This window comes from Caulobacter sp. SLTY (genome assembly GCF_009905535.1).
Classification (GTDB): domain Bacteria; phylum Pseudomonadota; class Alphaproteobacteria; order Caulobacterales; family Caulobacteraceae; genus Caulobacter.
Genome location: NZ_JAAALA010000016.1, coordinates 1 through 13,679, shown reverse-complemented (window position 1 = coordinate 13,679; position 13,679 = coordinate 1). Strand labels below are relative to the sequence as shown.

General features: G+C 68.0%; 17 protein-coding genes. 12 read left to right on the top strand and 5 right to left on the bottom strand.

The window, feature by feature from the left end:
- The first annotated feature begins 49 nt into the window (after nucleotides 1-49).
- The 4 genes from GVN21_RS10860 (at nucleotide 50) to GVN21_RS21370 (ending at nucleotide 2,654) form a co-directional block, all read left to right on the top strand.
- Complete coding sequence (locus tag GVN21_RS10860; RefSeq protein WP_166574762.1) at nucleotides 50-742, top strand: hypothetical protein; 693 nt, start codon at nucleotides 50-52, stop codon at nucleotides 740-742.
- Between the two features lie 32 nt (nucleotides 743-774).
- Nucleotides 775-1,158 carry a hypothetical protein gene (locus GVN21_RS10855; protein ID WP_166574761.1) on the top strand — a complete coding sequence of 128 codons (384 nt, stop codon included), beginning with the start codon at nucleotides 775-777 and terminating at the stop codon, nucleotides 1,156-1,158.
- Nucleotides 1,159-1,314: 156 nt separating this feature from the next.
- Nucleotides 1,315-1,821 carry a single-stranded DNA-binding protein gene (gene ssb, locus GVN21_RS10850; protein WP_166574760.1) on the top strand — a complete coding sequence of 169 codons (507 nt, stop codon included), beginning with the start codon at nucleotides 1,315-1,317 and terminating at the stop codon, nucleotides 1,819-1,821.
- A 2-nt stretch (nucleotides 1,822-1,823) separates the two neighbouring features.
- Nucleotides 1,824-2,654, top strand: a complete 831-nt coding sequence (locus GVN21_RS21370; RefSeq protein WP_166574759.1) for a DUF4253 domain-containing protein — start codon at nucleotides 1,824-1,826, stop codon at nucleotides 2,652-2,654.
- Between the two features lie 4 nt (nucleotides 2,655-2,658).
- On the opposite strand, the gene GVN21_RS10840 is transcribed toward GVN21_RS21370, so the two are convergent.
- Together GVN21_RS10840 and GVN21_RS10835 are read right to left on the bottom strand one after the other, a co-directional pair.
- Nucleotides 2,659-3,033, bottom strand: coding sequence for a PIN domain-containing protein (locus GVN21_RS10840; RefSeq protein ID WP_166574758.1), 375 nt, complete (start codon nucleotides 3,031-3,033; stop codon nucleotides 2,659-2,661).
- The gene (locus tag GVN21_RS10835; RefSeq protein ID WP_166574757.1) at nucleotides 3,034-3,306 is read right to left on the bottom strand and encodes a type II toxin-antitoxin system Phd/YefM family antitoxin; all 273 of its coding nucleotides are present in this window, start codon (nucleotides 3,304-3,306) and stop codon (nucleotides 3,034-3,036) included.
- Between the two features lie 47 nt (nucleotides 3,307-3,353).
- Between GVN21_RS10835 and GVN21_RS10830 the strand changes: the two genes are divergently transcribed.
- Nucleotides 3,354-4,253 (top strand): DMT family transporter, encoded by a 900-nt coding sequence (locus GVN21_RS10830; protein WP_166574756.1) that lies wholly within the window; start codon nucleotides 3,354-3,356, stop codon nucleotides 4,251-4,253.
- A 47-nt stretch (nucleotides 4,254-4,300) separates the two neighbouring features.
- On the opposite strand, the gene GVN21_RS10825 is transcribed toward GVN21_RS10830, so the two are convergent.
- Nucleotides 4,301-4,846 carry a superoxide dismutase family protein gene (locus tag GVN21_RS10825; protein WP_166574755.1) on the bottom strand — a complete coding sequence of 182 codons (546 nt, stop codon included), beginning with the start codon at nucleotides 4,844-4,846 and terminating at the stop codon, nucleotides 4,301-4,303.
- A gap of 113 nt (nucleotides 4,847-4,959) precedes the next feature.
- Between GVN21_RS10825 and gyrA the strand changes: the two genes are divergently transcribed.
- The 7 genes from gyrA to GVN21_RS10790 all read left to right on the top strand — a co-directional run bounded on the left by gyrA (nucleotide 4,960) and on the right by GVN21_RS10790 (nucleotide 12,326).
- Entirely contained in the window at nucleotides 4,960-7,731 is a 2,772-nt protein-coding gene (gyrA, locus tag GVN21_RS10820; RefSeq protein WP_166574754.1) for a DNA gyrase subunit A, read from the top strand.
- Nucleotides 7,732-7,782: 51 nt separating this feature from the next.
- A complete protein-coding gene (gene coaD, locus GVN21_RS10815; RefSeq protein WP_276608508.1) occupies nucleotides 7,783-8,277 on the top strand; it encodes a pantetheine-phosphate adenylyltransferase in 495 nt (164 codons plus the stop codon).
- Entirely contained in the window at nucleotides 8,274-9,326 is a 1,053-nt protein-coding gene (locus tag GVN21_RS10810) for a hypothetical protein (RefSeq protein ID WP_166574753.1), read from the top strand. The genes coaD and GVN21_RS10810 overlap by 4 nt, the downstream gene beginning before the upstream one ends.
- Nucleotides 9,327-9,463: 137 nt before the next feature.
- Nucleotides 9,464-10,321, top strand: a complete 858-nt coding sequence (locus GVN21_RS10805; protein ID WP_166574752.1) for a peptidylprolyl isomerase — start codon at nucleotides 9,464-9,466, stop codon at nucleotides 10,319-10,321.
- A gap of 22 nt (nucleotides 10,322-10,343) precedes the next feature.
- On the top strand, nucleotides 10,344-11,195 hold the full coding sequence (locus GVN21_RS10800) for a peptidylprolyl isomerase (protein WP_166574751.1): 852 nt from the start codon (nucleotides 10,344-10,346) through the stop codon (nucleotides 11,193-11,195).
- Between the two features lie 101 nt (nucleotides 11,196-11,296).
- On the top strand, nucleotides 11,297-11,761 hold the full coding sequence (locus GVN21_RS10795) for a peptidylprolyl isomerase (RefSeq protein ID WP_166574750.1): 465 nt from the start codon (nucleotides 11,297-11,299) through the stop codon (nucleotides 11,759-11,761).
- A gap of 4 nt (nucleotides 11,762-11,765) precedes the next feature.
- Nucleotides 11,766-12,326, top strand: coding sequence for a phosphohydrolase (locus GVN21_RS10790; RefSeq protein WP_166574749.1), 561 nt, complete (start codon nucleotides 11,766-11,768; stop codon nucleotides 12,324-12,326).
- Here GVN21_RS10790 and GVN21_RS10785 read toward each other — a convergent pair.
- Both GVN21_RS10785 and GVN21_RS10780 read right to left on the bottom strand, forming a co-directional pair.
- Nucleotides 12,323-13,306: an endonuclease/exonuclease/phosphatase family protein gene (locus tag GVN21_RS10785; protein WP_166574748.1), complete on the bottom strand. Its 984-nt coding sequence runs from the start codon at nucleotides 13,304-13,306 to the stop codon at nucleotides 12,323-12,325. The genes GVN21_RS10790 and GVN21_RS10785 overlap by 4 nt on opposite strands.
- 96 nt (nucleotides 13,307-13,402) lie before the next feature.
- On the bottom strand, nucleotides 13,403-13,679 hold a 277-nt coding region (locus GVN21_RS10780), incomplete at its 5' end, for a beta/gamma crystallin-related protein (protein ID WP_166574747.1).

The window sequence follows — 13,679 nt, the reverse complement described above, 5'->3', positions numbered from 1 at the left end:
CCGCTCCTGTGCTTGAAAGCGTCGCATTGTCGCGGTAGCGCTGATCGCCATGGAATTGTTCAAGGACCGCCGCGTCGTCCTGGGCCTCGGCGCCCTGGCCGCCATCGTGCTGGGCGCGCTGATCGCCCTGGCCATCGCCCGTGGCTCGGACGAGCCGGACGGCCCGCCGCCGGCCTCGCAAGGCGGCCTGGTCGTCGAGCAGGGCCGCGATGACGACACCAAGCTGGACGCCGCCCGGCCGATCCGCTGCTTCGTCGAGGGCCAGTTCGTCGGCGAGATCACCCTGGCCGAATGCGCCAGGCGCAACGGCGTCGCCACCGGCGCGCTGGACGTCGGCGTCGATGAGACCGGCGCCCTGGCCGCCTCGGGCCAGACCGGCGCCATTGTCGCCCCTCTGCCGCCTCAGAGCGAACCTCAGTCCCCGATCATCGCCCAGGCCCCGACCCAGGCGCCCGGCCCGGCCACGCCTTCCACGCCCGCCCCGGCGCCCACGGCGGACGGCGCCGCCTGCTGGAGCTATGCCGGGGCCAACTGGACGAAGCTGGAGACCATGAGCCTCAGCGCCTGCGTGCAGCGGCTTTACGCTGGCAAATGCGAGCGCAGCGGCCGTGCGACCTATGGGCGGTGGGGCCAGCAGACCCTGCGCCTGGTTCCGGGCAAGGTCGAAATCTCCGACGACAACCGCCGTTTCCGCACCCTGGCGCGCCAGAGCCGCGACTGCGTCATCGATCCGGTGGGTTGAGCCGGACAGGGGAGGCGAGGTAGGGTCTACGCATGTCAAAGCACGCCCTCGCCCTGCTGGCCCTCTTCGCTCTGCCGCTCGCCGCCTGTGAGAAGTCGCCGGAGGCGCCCTGGGACAAGGGCGTCTGCTGGCACGCGGTGACCAAGGACGGCGGCAAGACCTTCCGGTTCAACAAGATCAAGTCCAACGTGCCGCAGATCGAGAACTGCGCCGCCGAACTCGAGGGCATGCGCCAGCGGTTCCTGGCCCTGGGCGGCGGCAATCGCGAACTCATCGGCGCCTATCAGGGCAGCTACCTGATCGCCAACCCGCGCGGCATCTTCCGCCGCGAAAAGTGGAACGGCGGCCAGTACTTGATGCTGGAACGCACCGGCGACGGGCGCCTGGCCCAGCCCGGGGCCATGCCGATCAACTGATCCCGCGCTGCTGGCGGGCGTTAACGATTGCTGTGGACAAGCCGGCGGAATTCAGAACATATGGGGAACGCAGGCTTGCGGCTCCTCGGGTCGCGGCCTAACAGTCGGCTTCAGATTCCGGCGCGTCTGGTCGCCGGGCGAGATGGAGAAGGTCCCATGGCGGGCAGCGTCAACAAGGTCATTCTGGTCGGCAACCTCGGCCGCGATCCGGAAATCCGCACCCTCAACTCCGGCGATCGCGTCGCCAACCTGTCGATCGCCACCTCCGAAACCTGGCGCGACCGCCAGTCGGGCGAGCGCAAGGAAAAGACCGAGTGGCACCGGGTGGTGGTGTTCAACGACAACATCGTCAAGGTGATCGAGCAGTACGTGAAGAAGGGCTCGACGGTTTACATCGAGGGCGCCCTGCAGACCCGCAAATGGACCGACCAGCAGGGCGTCGAGAAGTACTCGACCGAGATCGTGCTGCAGAAGTTCCGCGGCGAACTCACCATGCTGGGCGGCCGTGACGGCGGCGGGGCCGGCGGTGACCGCGACTATGGCGACGGCGGCTACTCGGGCGGCGGCAGCAGCGGCGGCGGCTTCGGCGGCGGCCAGCGCAACCAGCCGTCGGGTCCGCGCGAAGACTTCAGCGCCGACCTGGACGACGAGATTCCGTTCTAGGCGTGGTCACGCGCCGCTCGATCGCAGGGATGGTTGGTGCGGTCCTGGCGGTGATCGGCCTGCGGCCGGCGTTTGCCGTTGCTGGGCAGTCGGCTGCGGAAGATGAAATGCTCGACCTCGGCGCCTTTCCCTACCCCCTAGTCGCCGTTTACGGCGCCGTCGTGATGGAGACGGTCGAGCGGCTGCGCAGGGAGGGCCGAGGGTGGCCGGTGGTGATCGGCGACGACTTCTCGGCCGGCCGCGTTGCCGGGGCGCTTTCGGACGCTGGTGCTCCGCCGGCCGAGATTCTCAAGGCCGCCGCCACCTTCCGTTATCCTGAAGACGTCAAGGCTGATCGGGCGGCGGAGCGGGCCGAGCTGCTTGCGATGCTTCGGGCGGATCCGAGCATCGATCCAGCCATACTGGATGAATTCGAAGCGGGCCCCGCGGTAGGCGAATGGCCGCCCACCTTCGACGGGGTCGAGGCGTTGAGTGGGTACCCGACGATGTCGCCTGGTGACCGCATTCATATCGCCCTGCTGCCCACAAGCGATCCGACCGAGGTCCCGGCCTATCTTAGGTTCGGCGGCTACAATAGCTGCCCGCCGCCGCAAGCGCATGTCGCGACTCTGCGGAGCCTTCGCGACCGCTACGGCGCCGAGATTGTCGCCTGCACCTTCGACACCATCGAACTGCGTGTCCCTCGACGGCCTGCAACGCGCGAGGAAGCGCTCGCGCTGGCCCGCGAGCTTCATGCCTACTGCAACGACACCATCGACCAGGGCCTAGAGACCCTTTCCAACTACGCAGCTGCGCTGATGGTCAGCGAAAGCTGGCTCTTCTGGTGGGACTAAAAGCCTACCAGACAGCGCCCGGCAGGTTTTTTCGGATGAGCCGGTTGGCGGTGACCAGTCGAGCCTGCTCCGCCAACGCGGCTCCGACGACCAGTCGATCAAAGGGATCACGGGTCCAGGTCAGGCGCAGAGAATGGCTGACGACCGCTGCGAAGGAGACGTCGCTGATCGTGAGATCGACCAAACCCGCGAGGTCCAGGAGGATGTTGTCTGGGCTGGTTGTGGCGCGTCCAATGTCGTGCAGGTACTGAAGTTCGAGCAAAACGATCGGGGATACGCTGACGGGCCCGGTCTCGATGGCCGCCAGGGCGGCCCCCGATATGCGATCAACGGCGCGGTCCGCCATCCAGATGACCACATTGGTGTCGAGATGGAACACTCAGTTGTCGTCCGGCGACCAGTCGTAGCCTCCGCCGCCTTCCATCTCCTCCAGAGACAGGTTCATGGGAGGGAAGGGCGGCTTCGTCTTCCAGAACGCGCGCACCTTCTCCGCATGGGTCAGTTTCCCCGCACGCTCGAACGGCTTCCCCGCCTCCATCAGCACCATGGTCCGGCCATTGCGCTCGATCACCACCGGCTCGCCCGTTTCCAGCGCCCTGTCGGCCAGCCGGAACAGGTCCTTGCGCAGCTCGGTCAGCGTGATCTTGGTCATATGTACATGTTGACCTCGGTACATGTACATGTCAAGGCAACCGCATCGTGACCTCTTCTCGCTCCCCCTTCACCGGCGCCGAATGGGCGGCGATCTTCGGCATCATCCTGGTCTGGGGGCTTAACAACGCCGCCGCCAAGCTGGCTACCGAGGCTTTGCCGCCCTTGTTTATGGGCGGGGTGCGGTTCCTGGTGGCGCTGCTTTTCCTGCTGCCGTTCCTCAAACCCCCGTGGCCGCCGTGGCGACAGATGCTGCCGCTGGTGCTGCTGGCCGGCCCCCTGCATTTCGGCCTCGTCTATGTAGCCTTCGCCATGGTCCACAACCTCAGCCCCATCGTGGTGGCGCTGCAGCTGTGGATCCCGATGACCGCCTTGATGGCTTGGCTGGTCCTCAAGGAGACCATGCCCTGGCCCGCGGTCGTCGGCATGTTGATCGCCTTTGTCGGGGTGGCCTGGATGAGCCTCGATCCACACGGCGCCGCCGACCTACCGGGCATTGCCATCGGCGTGCTGGCCAGCGGCCTGTGGGCCTGGGCGACAGTGCTGATGCGTAAGGCGCCCAGCATCCGGCCGCTGAAGATGCAGGCTATCACCTCCCTGGCCGCGGCCCCGGTCTTGCTGGCCGCCTCCTTCGCCTTCGAGCCCGGCGTGGTCGATAAGGCCGTGGCCGCGACCCCATTCGTCTGGGGGTTGGTGCTTTTCGCCGCCTTGGCCTCCACAGTCGGGGCGACGGCCCTGCTGTTCTGGCTGGTCCAGCGGCGCGAGGCCGGCCGCGTAACACCCTGGTTCCTGCTCACCCCGCTAGTCAGCTGCACCATCGGGGTCGGTCTCATGGGCGACAGGGTCACCCCTCAGCTGATCGCCGGAGGCCTGGCCACTATGGTCGGCGTGGCGCTGGTGGCCCTGACCGAGCGGCGAGCGGCGCGTCAGGCTTCCAGCGCAACCTGACAGCACCGCCCCTTGGGTCGCCGGGGTGAGCGGTAGATCTTGAGAAGCTAGTGCCCTGCGTGCCCCGCGTGGTCCCCACCCTTGATCACGCCACAGGCCACCCGATCCCCAGCGCCGCCGATCGGCTGGCTCATGTGATCGTCCGCCTTCGCGTGGATCACCACCGCCGAGCCGTCCTTGTCCTGCAGCGCCTGCCGTCCGCCCGCACCCTTCATCGAGGTCCACGGGCTGAACACCTCGGCCTTGCCGACGCCATCGGCCCCGACCCACAGGTTGGGCAGGTCGCCGGCCTCGTTGGCGCCGTCCTTCAACAGGCCGTGGACCACCGTCCCCGCACCATGAACATGCCCGCCCGCCGACTTGAAGTCCGGCGTGCCGCAGTCGCCCTTCTCGTGGAAGTGCAGCCCGTGCCAGCCGGGGGTCAGCCCCTTGGCCTCCACCTTCACCAACACCCCCTTGGGGGCCTCGGTTAAGGTCACCGCACCCATGTCCTCGCCCTTGGCGCCCTTCAGCGGCACGGTGACCGAGGCCGGCTGGGCCAGGGCGGGCAGGGCGATGGCGCAGACAGCGACGGCGGACAGAATGAGGCGCATGGGAAGGGCTCCGTACAGGGCTAAACCGGCCGCGCGGGTGGCGCCACCGGCACTGGAATGCTAACTATGGCCCCTACGTTCCCCCATGATTCCTACGGGATTATTTCTCTCCCTTGACCGACAGCACCAATACGCCGCCCGATGACAGCCGGCGGGGCGCGGTAAGCCCCATCGCCATCGAGGACGAACTCCGCAAGTCCTACCTCGACTACGCCATGAGCGTGATCGTCAGCCGCGCCCTGCCGGACGCGCGCGATGGTCTGAAACCCGTGCACCGCCGCGTCCTGTTCAGCATGAACGAGCAGGGCCACACGCCGGACAAGCCCTACGTCAAGTCGGCCCGGGTGGTCGGCGACGTCATGGGTAAGTACCACCCGCACGGCGACCAATCGATCTACGACGCCCTGGTGCGCCTGGCCCAGCCCTTCTCGATGGGCCTAATGCTGATCGACGGCCAGGGCAACTTCGGCTCGGTCGACAACGATCCCCCGGCCCAGATGCGCTACACTGAGTGCCGCCTGACCAAGGCCGCCGAAGCCATCCTGGCGGACCTCGACAAGGACACGGTCGACTTCAAGGACAACTACGACGGCAAGGAAAAAGAGCCCGTCGTCCTGCCATCGCGCATCCCCAACCTGCTGGTCAACGGCTCGGGCGGCATCGCCGTGGGCATGGCCACCAACATCCCGCCCCATAACCTAGGGGAAATCGTCGACGCCTGCCTGGCCATGGTCGACGATGAGGACGTCAGCCTCGAGACCCTGCTGGAAATCGTCCCTGGGCCTGACTTCCCGACCGGCGGCGAGATCGTCGGCCGTTCCGGCGCCCGCCAGGCGCTGATGACCGGCCGCGGCAGCGTGATCATGCGCGGCCAGTCAACCATCGAGCAGATCCGCAAGGATCGCGAAGCCATCATCTTCACCTCGCTGCCCTACCAGGTGAACAAGGCCGCCCTGATCGAACGCATCGCCGAGATGGTCCGCGACAAGCGGATCGAGGGCATCGGCGAGATGCGCGACGAGAGCGACCGCCAGGGCCTGCGCGTGGTCATTGAACTGAAGCGCGACGCCAGCGCCGAGGTGGTGCTGAACCAACTGCACCGCTTCACCGCCGTCCAGACCAGCTTCGGTGTCAACATGCTGGCGCTGGACAAGGGCCGGCCCCAGCAGATGGGCCTGAAGGAGCTCATCCGCTGCTTCGTCGAGTTCCGCGAGGAAGTCGTCGTTCGCCGCGCCAAGTTCGAACTCGGCAAGGCCCGCGACCGGGGCCACACCCTGGTCGGCCTGGCCATCGCCGTGGCCAACATCGACGAGGTCATCCACATCATCCGCAGCTCGGCCGACCCGGCCGAGGCGCGCGAGCGCCTGGTCGCCAAGGCCTGGCCGGCTGGCGACATGATGCCCCTGGTCAACCTGATCCAGGACCCGCGCACGGTCATCGAGGATGGCCCGGCCATCCGCCTGACCGACGAACAGGCGCGCGGCATTCTGGCGCTCACCCTGTCCCGCCTGACGGGCCTGGGCCGTGACGAGATCTACAACGAGGCCGGCGCCCTCTCTGGCGCTATCGCCGAATTGCTCGAGCTGCTTTCCGACCGGGCCAACATCATGCGCGTCGTCCGCGAGGAGCTGGTTGAGGTAAAGGAGCGCTTCGCCGTCCCCCGCCGCACCCTGATCATCGAGGGCGAGGGCGACATCGAGGATGAGGACCTGATCCCCCGCGAGGAGATGGTGATCACCGTCACCCACGGCGGCTATGTGAAGCGCACCCCGCTGTCGACCTATCGCTCGCAACGCCACGGCGGCAAGGGCCGCGGCGGCATGGCGACCAAGGACGACGATGCGGTCACCCGCGTCTTCTCCGCCAGCACCCACGCCCCGATGCTGTTCTTCAGCTCCGGCGGCAAGGTCTACAAGCTGAAGGTCTGGCGCCTGCCGCTCGGCACGCCCACCTCCCGCGGCAAGGCCTTCGTCAACCTGCTGCCCATCGAGCCGGGCGAGACCATCACCTCCATCCTCACGTTGCCGGAAGACGAGGCGACCTGGGATACCCTGGACGTGATGTTCGCCACCCGCAGCGGCAACGTCCGACGCAACCAGCTCAGCGACTTCGTGCAGATAAACCGCAACGGCAAGATCGCCATGAAGCTGGATGAGGGCGATGCGATCGTCGGCGTCGGCCTCTGCACCAGCGACAATGACATCCTGCTGACCACCGCCGGCGGCCGGGCCATCCGGTTCGAGGCCGACGACGTGCGGGTGTTCATGAGCCGCGGCTCGACCGGCGTGCGCGGCATCCGCCTGCTGGGCGACGACTATGTGATCTCCATGGCCATCCTGCGAGCGGTCTCCGCCACGCCGGACGAGCGCGCCGCCTATCTCAAGCAGTCTCGCGCCATGCTGCGCGCCCAGGCCGGCGAGGAGGGCGAGGACATCGAGGTCGCGGCGGAGGAGGAAGAGGAAGCCGTTTCCGACACCGCCCTCAGCGTCGAACGCTTCGCCGAGCTGGGGGCGGCCGAGGAAATCATCCTCACCATGTCTACCGAGGGCATCGGCAAGCGCTCCAGCGCCTACGACTTCCGCCGCACCGGCCGGGGCGGCCAGGGGCTGATGGCCCAGGACCTGACCCGCAAGGGCGGTAAGCTGGTCGCCGCCTTCCCGGTGGAGCAGACCGACGAGATCCTGCTGGTCACCGACCAGGGCCAGCTAATCCGCTGCCCTGTGGCCCTGATCCGCATCGCCGCCCGCAACACCCAGGGCGTGATCGTGTTCCGGACGGGCAAGGACGAGCATGTGGTCGGCGTCGAACGCTTGGCGGAAGCCGGCGGCGGCGATACGGATAGCGACGGCGAGAACGGGGACGACGAGATCCCCGCCGCTGAGTAACAATTGAACCCTTCCCGGCCGCTGGCCGGGATGCGCAGAGGGGTGGTGCGGTTGGCGAGAGTCGGACTCTATCCGGGCACGTTCGATCCGATGACCAACGGTCATCTGGACATCATGGGCCGGGCCGTGAAGCTGGTGGACAAGCTGGTCATCGGCGTGGCCATCAACAGCACCAAGGGGCCGATGTTCAGCCTCGAGGAGCGGGTGGAGATCACCCGCCGCGAGACCGAACACCTCAAGGCGCTGACCGAGATCGAGATCCGCCCCTTCGAGGGCCTGCTGATGCATTTCGCCCGCGAGGTCGGGGCCGGGATCATAATCCGCGGCCTGCGCGCCGTGGCCGACTTCGAATACGAATTCCAGATGACCGCGATGAACCAGCAGCTGGATCGCGAGATCGAGACCGTCTTCCTGATGGCCGACCCCCGCCACCAGGCCGTGGCCAGCCGCCTGGTCAAGGAAATCGCCCGCCTCGGCGGCGACGTCTCCGCCTTCGTGCCGCCGGGCATCGAGGCTGAACTGATGGCCAAGGTGCGGCAGGGATGATCGCCCTGGCGCTGGCGGCCATGCTGCTGGCGGCGCCGGCGACCGAGGCCAAGCCCGCTCCGGCGCCCGCTGACTTCGACCGCGCCTGCCGTGACGAATATGGCCGTGACCTCTGCGACGAGGCGGTACGCGCGGACATCCGCAGACGGTTTGGGGTGGAGCCGGCGGAAGCTTTGGCCGGCCGGGGCGTCGAGGGCGTGCGGGTGTTCATGGTCGATGGCTACAGCCGCGACATGCCGCTGATCTCGGTGCTCTGGGCCGACAAGACGGCCGCGCCGGTCCTCGAGACCCGCGTGCTAACCCGCGACAGCTTCCGCGTGATGACCGCTCCGGCAAACCGCTGGACGGTGGAATCGGTCGGCACCCTGATGCGCCTGACCCGGACCTCCGAGGAACGGGTCGGCCGCTATGGGCCGCCCGCGGCGGACGGCTCGCCTGCGCCGCCGGTGATGTGTCTCCACGCCTGGGTCTCGATCACCGAGGTGCTGGACGCGGGGCGGGTGCATCGCCGGATTCGCACCGCCTGCGGTGACGACCCGGTCTTCGACGGAGGTTACCTGCTTTCGACGACGGCCCTGAATGGCCAGGACGGCTGCTGGGCGCTCGACGCCTCCCTCTATCGCAACGACAGCACCCGGCTGGTCGCCTGCGCCTCGCTCATGGGCGACACCCCCTACGACGCGGCCGAGATCCACAACCGCCTCAGCGGACGGGTCTTCGCACGCCCCGGCGAAACGGCGCTGGACGATCTCTCCGCCATGATGGCCCCCGACCTGACCGTCCGCTGGCCGGACCAACCGGCGTCGCAGGGGCCGACCGCCGTCGCCTCGGCCTGGCATAAGCGGACGCAGAACCCCGGCCGCGCCAGGCTGTGGATCCAGTCCGCCACCGCCTCGAAACAGGGCGTCACGGTGACCGGCCTGCTGTCCGAACAGCGCGGCGAAGACGAGACCGTCGAAGCCGCGTTCAGCCAGACCTGGACCAAGGACAAGCGCTACATCTGGCGTCTCACCGACTGGACAATCCAGCCGTTCGCCAAGCGACGCTGAGCACCGAAATTGCCATTTGAAACCCCGACGCCGCCTTTATGCGTAGCCCGCCGACCACGGTACAATGGCGTTCAGCTTCGCGAACGCGCGCCATTTCGGCCTTGCGATCGCCTCAACCCGCCGCTACCGCCGGTTCCATGAAATCCGCCCTGATCGCCGCCGCCCTCGTCCTCGCGCCGCTCGCAGCCTCTGCCCAGGCGCCGGCGCTCAGCGCGTCCGACTGGCGCACGCCCGACCCGGAAAACATCCTGATCATCGACACCAGCCAGGGCCGCGTCATCCTCGAGATGGCCCCGCAACTTGCGCCCGCCCACGTCGAGCGGGTGCGCACCCTGGCCCGGCAGAAGTTCTACGACGGCCATCAGTTCTTCCGGGTGATCGCCGGCTTCATGGCCCAGACAGGCGACCCGAAGAACGACGGCACCGGCGGCTCGGAGCTTCCGGACCTCAAGGCCGAGTTCGAGTTCCGGCGCGGCCCGGCCGATCCCTTCGTGCTGTACGAGCGGCTGCCGGCCGGCGGCGGGACGGGGGTGACCGAGACCGGCTTCTACGGCGTGGTGCCGGTGCGCACCGGGCCGGCGATGCAGATGATGGCCTCCATCGACGGCAAGACCAACGGCTGGGGGCTGTTCTGCCCAGGCGTGGCCGGCATGGCCCGGGCCGGCTCGCCCGACAGCGCCAACAGCCAGTTCTTCATGATGTTCGAGACCAACCCGCCGCTGAACAGCCAGTACACGGTCTGGGGCCGGGTCATCGCCGGCCAGGACGTTCTGGCCAAGATCAAGACCGGCCCCCAGGAGGGCCGGGTGGCGGAACCGCGCGACGTCATGCGCACCGTGCGGCTGCTCTCCGACATGCCCGAGAAGGATCGGCCGAAGATCCAGGTGGTCGACACTCGCTCGCCGGGCTTCCAGGCTCTGGTCGCCGCTCAGAAGGCCAGGGTCGGCGGCGCGCTGACCGTTTGCGACGTCGAGATTCCGGCTAAGGTCGGCTGAAGTTCATTCTGGGGGAGGGGCCATGCGCCGCCTGATCGTCCTGACCGCCGCGGCCGCCATCGCCGCCTCGACCGCCGTCGCAGCCCCGAAAGCGCCGAAGGTCCCGCCGGCGCCCAAGGAAACAGACTGGCGCACGCCCGATCCGGCCAACATCCTGGTCATCGAAACCAACAAGGGCCGGGTGGTCGTCGAGCTGGTCCCGGAGGTGGCCCCCGAGCACGTCAAGCAGATGCTCAAGCTGGCCCATGACAAGGCCTACGACGGCCGCACCTTCTTCCGGGTCATCGACCGCTTCATGGTCCAGACCGGCGACGTGCCCGGTCCCGGCGACGGCAAGGACACCGTCCCGACCCTGAAAGCCGAGTTCACCTTCCGCCGCGCCGCCGACAGCCGCTTCGTGGCGGTGAACGCCCCGCAGGGCACGGAGACTGGCCTGCTGCTCAGCCTGCCGGTGATCAGCCAGCACATCAGCTATACCGAGATGACCGCCGACAAGAAGGTCGCCGCCTGGGGCACCTACTGTCCCGGCGTGGTCGGCATGGCGCGCGACGAAAATCCCGACAGCGCCACCAGCCAGTTCTTCATGATGCGCTACGCCTATCCCTCGCTGGACAAGCGCTACACCGCCTTCGGCCGTGTCATCTCCGGCCAGGACGTGATCCGCGCCATCAAGACCGGCGAGCCGGTCGAGGCGCCGCAAGATGTCATGCAGACCGTCCGCGTGCTCGCCGACATCCCCGAGGCCGAGCGGCCCAAGGTGCGCATCGTCGACGCCAAGAGCCCCTGGTTCGCCGCCTACGTCGCCCAGGTGAAAACGGAGAAGGGCGCGGACTTCTCGGTCTGCGACCTGGACCTGCCGGTGGAGGTGAAATAGCCGGCCGACGAAACCGGCGCGGCCGCTTCTCGTTCGATCCACGGCTAGGCTTGGCGAGGCCGAACCCCTACATAGCGCCCCAACATCACAAGGAGCCTCCGATGGCCGACGCCGAAAACACCCTGATCCTGACCCTCGACACCGGAACGGTGACGATCCGTCTCCGCCCCGACCTGGCCCCCGGCCATGTCGAGCGCATCAAGGAGCTGGCCCGGGAAGGGTTCTATGACGGTGTCGTATTCCACCGGGTGATCCCCGGCTTCATGGCCCAGGGTGGCGATCCGACCGGCACGGGCATGGGCGGCTCGAAGAAGCCGGACCTGAAGGCCGAGTTCAACCGCGAACCGCACGTGCGCGGCGTCTGCTCGATGGCCCGCTCGTCTAACCCCAACTCGGCCAACAGCCAGTTCTTCATCTGCTTCGACGACGCCACCTTCCTGGACGGCCAGTACACCGCCTGGGGCGAGGTCATCGACGGCATGGAGGCGGTCGACGCCCTGCCCAAGGGCGAACCGCCGCGCACCCCCGGCAAGATCGTCAGCGCCCGGGTCGCGGCGGACGTCTGATCCGATGACCCCGGCCCTGGAAGCGGCCTATGCGGAACCGCACCGCCGCTACCACGGCCGGGCGCACATCGAGGCCTGCCTGCGGGAGCTGGCGGCGGTCCCGGACCTTTCGGAACGAGACCGCCGGCTGCTGAACTGGGCCATCTGGTGGCATGACGCTGTCTACGACCCCCGTCGCGCTGACAACGAAGACGTCAGCGCCGAGTTGGCGCGCCGCGATCTGGCGGCGATGGGCGCCGATAAGGCCGACATCGACGAGGTGGCCCGGCTGATCCTGCTGACCAAGGGCCATGCTGTGGCGCAGGGTGATCGGCTGGGCGCCCTCCTGGTGTCCATCGACCTGTCGATCCTTGGCGCGGATACCACCGCCTACGACGCCTACGTTGCCGGGGTTCGCCACGAATACGGCCACGTGCCGGAGGACGCCTTCCGCGCCGGCCGGGCGCGGGTGATGCGCCACTTCCTGGAGGCGCCGGTCCTGTATGCCGACCCGACCTTCCGCGACCGTCTGGAAGTTCAGGCGCGGGCCAACATCGCCCGCGAAATCGCCGGGCTGGAGGCTTAACGCCGCAAGGTCACCACGACGGGATAGTGGTCTGAACCCAGCTTAGGACCCCGCTTGACACTGACCGTCTTCCAGTCGCTGCCCGCATAGACGTGGTCGATCGGCAGGAACGGGAAGGGAAAGGCGATGTGCTGGCGGGTGAAGGGCGCCGCCGGCCAGCTGGGCAGGGCGTGGGTGCGGCGCAGGAGGCCGAACTGCTTGTCCTGCCGGCGCAAGGAGAAGGACCAGGGCGTCGAGTTGAAGTCCCCCGAGACGATGGTCGAGCCGCGCGGCAGGGTGTCGATCACTGCGGCCAGGCGCCGGGTCTGCTGCTGCTGAGGCCCGGCCGGCAAGGGCCAGGTGTAGTGGACGCCGATGACGCTGAAGTCGCCGCCGGCGGTGCGGTAGGTGGCCAAGGCGGCCTGCAGGTTGGTCCGCGACACCGATCCGTTTAGCCCCTGCTGGGCGATTGGCCGGTAGCGGGACAGGATCATGGTCGAGCAAGGGAGGGGCTCGGCGCAGGTGGTCTGGTAGGGGTAGTCCTTGGCCAGGGCGCGGGCCACGCCGCCGCTGCGGGCGAAGGCCTCCTCGAAGACCAGGATGTCGGCGTCCTGAGCCTGCACCCACTCGACGATGCCGTCCGGATCGCCGGCCCGGCCCCAGATGTTGAACTGGATCAGCTTCAACGTCTCGCCCTCGGCCGGGGGGCGCGGGCCCTTCGAGCGGGTCAGTTCCGGAAGCATCAGCCCGCCGGCGGCCAGGATGGCGACCGCGGCCACGATCGGGGTCGTTCGGTTCAGCGAGCGGCCGCCGCCGATCAGCCAGACGACGAGGCCGGCCACGCCCAACAGCAGCCAGAACGGCGCGAAATGGGCGAAGACATCCAGGCGATCGCTGACCTGCCCACCCTGCGCGGCGAGCGCGCCGATCACCCCTGCGGCGGCCATGGTGAAGCCGGCGAAACGGGTCAGGGCGGCGAGGGCTTTGAGAAAGGCGGTCACGGGATCGGCGATACCATCGGGAAACGCCGGTGTCCGTCAGGACCGGTGCAGATTTGGTGAAAGGGCCGTGGTCACGAGACCACGGCCCTCACATTGTCAGCGAAGACGGCGGATCGAGCTGACCCGGTCGTTCATGTTGACGGTCTTCAGGTTCGGCGTGTCGCGATCGACGACCACGCACTGACCGCCGAAGTTGGCGTTGTTGCACAGCTCCCAACGGCCGGAGATCACCCTGACGGAAGTGATCTCATCATCGAGGCCCGAGCCGTAGAGGCTGTCGATCGAGCCGCGAACCTGCAGGCTGTAGCCGCGGTAATCGGGGTCGGCGAAGATCACCAGCCCGACCGGGCCGTTGCCGCCGCCGCCCCAGCCG

Coding starts and splice junctions, on each gene's coding strand:
- GVN21_RS10790 (WP_166574749.1), top strand. CDS start 11,766: ATGACCCCGGCCCTGGAAGCGGCCTATGCGGAACCGCACCGCCGCTAC.
- ssb (WP_166574760.1), top strand. CDS start 1,315: ATGGCGGGCAGCGTCAACAAGGTCATTCTGGTCGGCAACCTCGGCCGC.
- GVN21_RS10860 (WP_166574762.1), top strand. CDS start 50: ATGGAATTGTTCAAGGACCGCCGCGTCGTCCTGGGCCTCGGCGCCCTG.
- GVN21_RS10800 (WP_166574751.1), top strand. CDS start 10,344: ATGCGCCGCCTGATCGTCCTGACCGCCGCGGCCGCCATCGCCGCCTCG.
- GVN21_RS10805 (WP_166574752.1), top strand. CDS start 9,464: ATGAAATCCGCCCTGATCGCCGCCGCCCTCGTCCTCGCGCCGCTCGCA.
- GVN21_RS10835 (WP_166574757.1), bottom strand. CDS start 3,306: ATGACCAAGATCACGCTGACCGAGCTGCGCAAGGACCTGTTCCGGCTG.
- GVN21_RS10855 (WP_166574761.1), top strand. CDS start 775: ATGTCAAAGCACGCCCTCGCCCTGCTGGCCCTCTTCGCTCTGCCGCTC.
- GVN21_RS10825 (WP_166574755.1), bottom strand. CDS start 4,846: ATGCGCCTCATTCTGTCCGCCGTCGCTGTCTGCGCCATCGCCCTGCCC.
- GVN21_RS10795 (WP_166574750.1), top strand. CDS start 11,297: ATGGCCGACGCCGAAAACACCCTGATCCTGACCCTCGACACCGGAACG.
- GVN21_RS10810 (WP_166574753.1), top strand. CDS start 8,274: ATGATCGCCCTGGCGCTGGCGGCCATGCTGCTGGCGGCGCCGGCGACC.